This window comes from Bradyrhizobium sp. P2_E8 (genome assembly GCF_056403875.1).
Window position 1 is genome coordinate 1 of the sequence record NZ_JBFUES010000603.1, and the last position, 4,685, is coordinate 4,685.

The window sequence follows — 4,685 nt, forward strand, 5'->3', positions numbered from 1 at the left end:
CTTGTAGACGGATCGCCACGGCGCCACGTGGTCGGCGAGTGTGCCCACCACGAACATCGGCGCGTGAATGTCGGAGAGCGAGACGCTCCTGCCTTCGACGCGATAGCGGCCTTCGGCCAGATCGTTGTCGAGGAACAGCTTGCGCAAATACTCCGAGTGCATGCGATACGGCAGCCGCGTGGCATCGGCGTTCCAGGCCATCAGATCACTCGGCTGCGAGCTCTCGCCCATCAGGTAGTCGCGCGACAGCCGCGACCAGATCAGCTCGTTGGAGCGCAGCAGCTGGAACGCACCGGCCATCTGTGTCGTGTCGAGATAGCCGCGCTGCCACATCATGTCTTCGAGGAAGGCGACCTGGCTCTCGTTGATGAAGAGCGTCATTTCGCCGGCCTCGGTGAAGTCGGTCTGGGCGGCAAGGAGCGTGATGGTGCCTAGACGGCGATCGCCCTCGCGCGCCATGGCGGCGGCGGCGATCGACAGCAATGTGCCGCCCAGACAGTAGCCGAGCGCATGGGTCTTCCGATCGGGTATGATCCGGCCGATCGTATCCAGCGCGGCCATCACACCCAGCTTGCGATAGTCGTCGAAGGCAACATCCCTGTCCTTCGCATCCGGATTGCGCCAGGAGATCGCGAACACGGTGAAGCCCTGACCGGTCAGAAACCTGACCAGGGAATTCTGCGGCGACAGGTCGAGAATGTAATACTTCATGATCCAGGCCGGCACGATCAGGATCGGCTCGGGTCGCACCTGCGCGGTCGTCGGATGGTACTGGATCAGCTCGATCAGATCGTTGCGGTAAACGACCTTCCCGGGCGAAGCCGCCACCGCCCTGCCGACGACGAACTGCTCGTCACCCGCCGGCTTCGAGATGGAGAGCAGGCGCATCAGATCGCTGCACCAGTTCTGCCAGCCGAACACAAAATTCTCGCCGCCGCTCTGGAACGCTTTCTCCAGAACCTGCGGATTGGTGGCCGCGAAGTTCGACGGCGCCAGCATGTCGAGCATCTGGCGTACCGAGAACTCGACGACGGCTTCATTTGCATGCGACACGCCACGCACGCCGGTCGTGGCATCGTGCCACCAGCGCTCCGTGAGCAGGAACGCCTGCGCAAGCAGATTGAACGGCGCGGCTTCCCATTGCGGGTCCTTGAAGCGACGATCGCGGCCCTGCGGCTCAATCACGGACCACGGCTTTTGCGACGTCGCGTGCGCGACGGCTTGCAGCAACCGGCCGGTATCGCGAAGACCGCTGCGGAACATCTGCATCTGGCGCTCCGGCGCGGCGGCAAGATGCGCACTCCAATCGAGCCAGGCGAGCGTCAAGGCCACCGGCGAAATCCCGCCCGTGAACCGCGCCAGCATCGCATGAAACGCGCGGTCGAGGGGGTATGGCTCCGATGCAGGCAGGGAATTGTTCTCAGGGGTCGTTTCGAGGATCGTCGTAGAGGCTTCGGCGGCCGGATTGGCGGAAAGAGCCTGCGCCGGCGGCTCTTCGGCCCGAGGAAATATCTTGACGACGCTCATGGCTGAATGGTCCTGCGGGCTTCTGTTCTAGGTCGGCGGCAGGATATGGCGACGCTTCCGATGCGCGTTGAGCTGCATCAAATCCCGGCACGGATCACAATTGCTCACTCAGGGGAGAAATGGCCCGGATCGCTTGACCTGGGTCAAACCACGCGCCGACGGCCGAATTAGGTTTTGCGCATCCAAATTCGACGAGCCAGCGGAGTCTTCCATGCGCGCCCATCAGATCATGACCCGGTCGGTCATCTCGGTCAGCCCCGACACCAGCATTGTCGAGGCCGCAAACATCATGCTGAAGCGGCACGTCAGCGGCCTTACCGTGGTCGATGAGACCGGCAAGCTGGTCGGCGTCGTCTCGGAAGGAGATTTCATCCGTCGCAGCGAAATCGGCACCGGGCGCAAGCGGGGGCGCTGGTTACGGTTCATCCTCGGTCCGGGCAAATCGGCCAGCGACTTCGTCCAGGAGCACGGCCGCAAGGTCTCGGAGGTGATGACCGCCTCGCCCGTGACCATCACCGAGGATACGGCGCTCGCGGAGATCGTCGATCTCATGGAACGGAACAACGTGAAGCGCCTGCCGGTGGTGCGCGGCGATATGGTGGTCGGGATCGTGTCCCGCGCCAACCTGTTGCAGGCCGTCGCAGGGCTCGCCCGCGAGGTGCCCGATCCGACGGCCGATGACGATCACATTCGCACCCGCATCATCGATACCATGGAAAAGAACGATTGGTGCCCGTTCGGACTCAACGTCATCGTCCGCGACGGCATCGTTCACCTCAGTGGCGTCATTATCGAAGAACGCGCACGGCAAGCCGCGGTCGTCGCGGCGGAGAACGTCGAGGGCGTGAAGAAGGTGCACGACCATTTGTGCTGGGTCGACACCATGTCCGGCGTCTATCTGAACTCACCCCAGGACGACGATCTCGCCAAAGCGAGCTAACAAGGCAAGCTGAAGGACCAAACGCGACTCAGCGGGGAATGACGGCGGTGGCCTCGATCTCGACGCGCGCCGCCTTCTCGACCAGCCGCACCACCTGAAGCAACGCCATCGCCGGATAGTGCGCACCGAAGATGGCACGGTAGACCTTGCCGACTTCCTTCAGGTTCGCGAGGTATTCGTCGATGTCAACGACGTACCAGGTCAGGCGCACGAGGTGCTCAGGGCGTGCACCGGCTTCGGCCAGAATCGCGGCAATGTTGCTCAGGGCCTGGTGGACCTGCGCGACAAAGCCGTCCGCGAGACGCTCCTCAGCATCCCAGCCGATCACGCCGCCGGTGACGACAATCCGCCCCTCGGCGGCCATGCCGTTGGCGTAGCCTTTCGGCACCGGCCAGCCGGACGGCTGGAGGATCTGCGTCGCCGAACGCGTGTCATTCTCATCGGCGGTCGACAGCACCGCGAGCTGCGGGCCTTTCGGCGTTGTCACGGACAAATGCTCCGTCCTTCCCTCATTCTGTGGCAACGCCCGACGACGTCGCCGCAGCCTGAGCCAGTTGCCGCAGGGCAAAACGCTTCAACTTGCCGGTCTCGGTCTTCGGCAACTGCTTCACAAACTCGATCGCGCGCGGATACTTGTAGGGCGCGATCTCGCGTTTGACATATTCCTGCAACTCGGCCGCAAGTTGAGTATCCGGCGTTATGCCGGGCGCGGCGATGATATAAGCCTTCACGATCATTCCGCGCGCCTCGTCCGGTGCGCCAACCACACCGCACTCGGCGACGGAGGGATGCGTCAGCAGCACCGCCTCGACATCGGTGCCTGCGATGTTGTAGCCGGCCGACACGATCATGTCGTCGGAGCGCGACTGGTACCAGAAATAGCCGTCGTCATCCATCAGATAGGTGTCGCCGGTGATGTTCCAGCCATTCTGGACATATTTGTGCTGCCGCTCGTCCGCGAGATAGCGGCACCCGGTCGGACCGCGAACCACGAGGCGGCCCATCGTCCCAGGCGGCACGTCATTGCCGGCGTCGTCGACGATCTTCGCCTCGTAGCCAGGCACCGGCTTGCCGGTCGCGCCCGGGCGGATCTCGTCCTCGGTCGCGCTGATGAAGATGTGCAGCATCTCGGTCGAACCGATGCCGTCCATCAGCTTGATGCCCGTGGCCTTGAGCCAGGCATCGAATGTCGGCTTGGGCAACGTCTCGCCGGCGGAGACGCACTTGCGAAGCGAGGAAATGTCTCGGCCCGGAAGCTTGCCGATCATCGCGCGATACGCGGTCGGCGCGGTGAAACAGACCGTGGTCCTGTGCTGCTCGATCGCCGTCAGGATGTCGTCCGGCGTCGTCTTCTCCAGCACGACGAAGGAGGCGCCGATATGCATAGGAAACAGCACGCCGCCGAAGCCGAACGTGAAGGCGAGCGGTGCAGAGCCGACGAAACGATCCTTCTGCTCGGCGCGCAGGATGTTGCGCGCGTAGCCGTCGCAGACGGCCAGCATGTCGCGGTGGAAATGCATGGTGCCCTTGGGATCGCCGGTCGTGCCCGACGTGAAAGCGATCAGGCAGATGTCGTCGGAGGCGGTATCGACAGCCTTGAACTCCGGGCTTGCGTCGGCGATCAGCGCCTCGAGTGAATCGGCCGCGCCGTTGCCCCAATAGACGGCCTGCCTGAGACCGGGCGCTGCGGCTTTCGCCTTCTCCATCTCGTCGGCGAGCTTTCCATCGCAGAGCGCCAGCGTGATCTCCGCCTTCTGGATCGGATAGGACAGCTCCTTGGCGCGCAGCAGCGGCATCGTCGCGACGCAAATGCCGCCGGCCTTGATCACCGCAAGGTAGGTTGCGACCATCATCGGATTGTTGGCAGAGCGCAGCAGCACGCGTCCACCGGTCACGAGACCAAGCTTGCCGACCAGCACATTGGCGATACGATTCACCAGCGCTTGCAGCTCGCGATAGGTATAGCTGACAGCGGGGCTGATGACGCAAGGCGCGTCGCCATGGCCCTCTTCGACCCAACGATCGAGGAAATAGCTGACGCAGTTCAATCGTGGCGGATATTGCAGCTCGGGCCGTGTGAAGATGAAGTCAGGCCAGAGCTCGCGCGGCGGCAGGTGTTGCCGTGCGAACGTATCGACATGGGCCGTCGCCGCATTGCCGTCAGACGAGCCCGACATTTGAACCTTGGCGGCGTTGGCCATCGCACGCTCCTTTGCGC

General features: G+C 63.5%; 4 protein-coding genes. 1 reads left to right on the forward strand and 3 read right to left on the reverse strand.

The features are described from left to right. The coding region (locus AC1D00_RS27620) for a PHA/PHB synthase family protein (protein ID WP_477012831.1) at positions 1–1,527 on the reverse strand (1,527 nt) is incomplete at its 3' end. A gap of 211 nt (positions 1,528–1,738) precedes the next feature. Here AC1D00_RS27620 and AC1D00_RS27625 point away from each other — a divergent pair. Further along, positions 1,739–2,467, forward strand: coding sequence for a CBS domain-containing protein (locus AC1D00_RS27625; RefSeq protein ID WP_404558122.1), 729 nt, complete (start codon positions 1,739–1,741; stop codon positions 2,465–2,467). Positions 2,468–2,495: 28 nt separating this feature from the next. Here the strand turns inward: AC1D00_RS27625 and AC1D00_RS27630 are convergent, their stop codons facing one another. Then, positions 2,496–2,954, reverse strand: coding sequence for a RidA family protein (locus AC1D00_RS27630; RefSeq protein WP_477012832.1), 459 nt, complete (start codon positions 2,952–2,954; stop codon positions 2,496–2,498). A 22-nt stretch (positions 2,955–2,976) separates the two neighbouring features. Next, positions 2,977–4,668, reverse strand: coding sequence for a benzoate-CoA ligase family protein (locus tag AC1D00_RS27635; RefSeq protein ID WP_477012833.1), 1,692 nt, complete (start codon positions 4,666–4,668; stop codon positions 2,977–2,979). Positions 4,669–4,685: the final 17 nt, after the last annotated feature.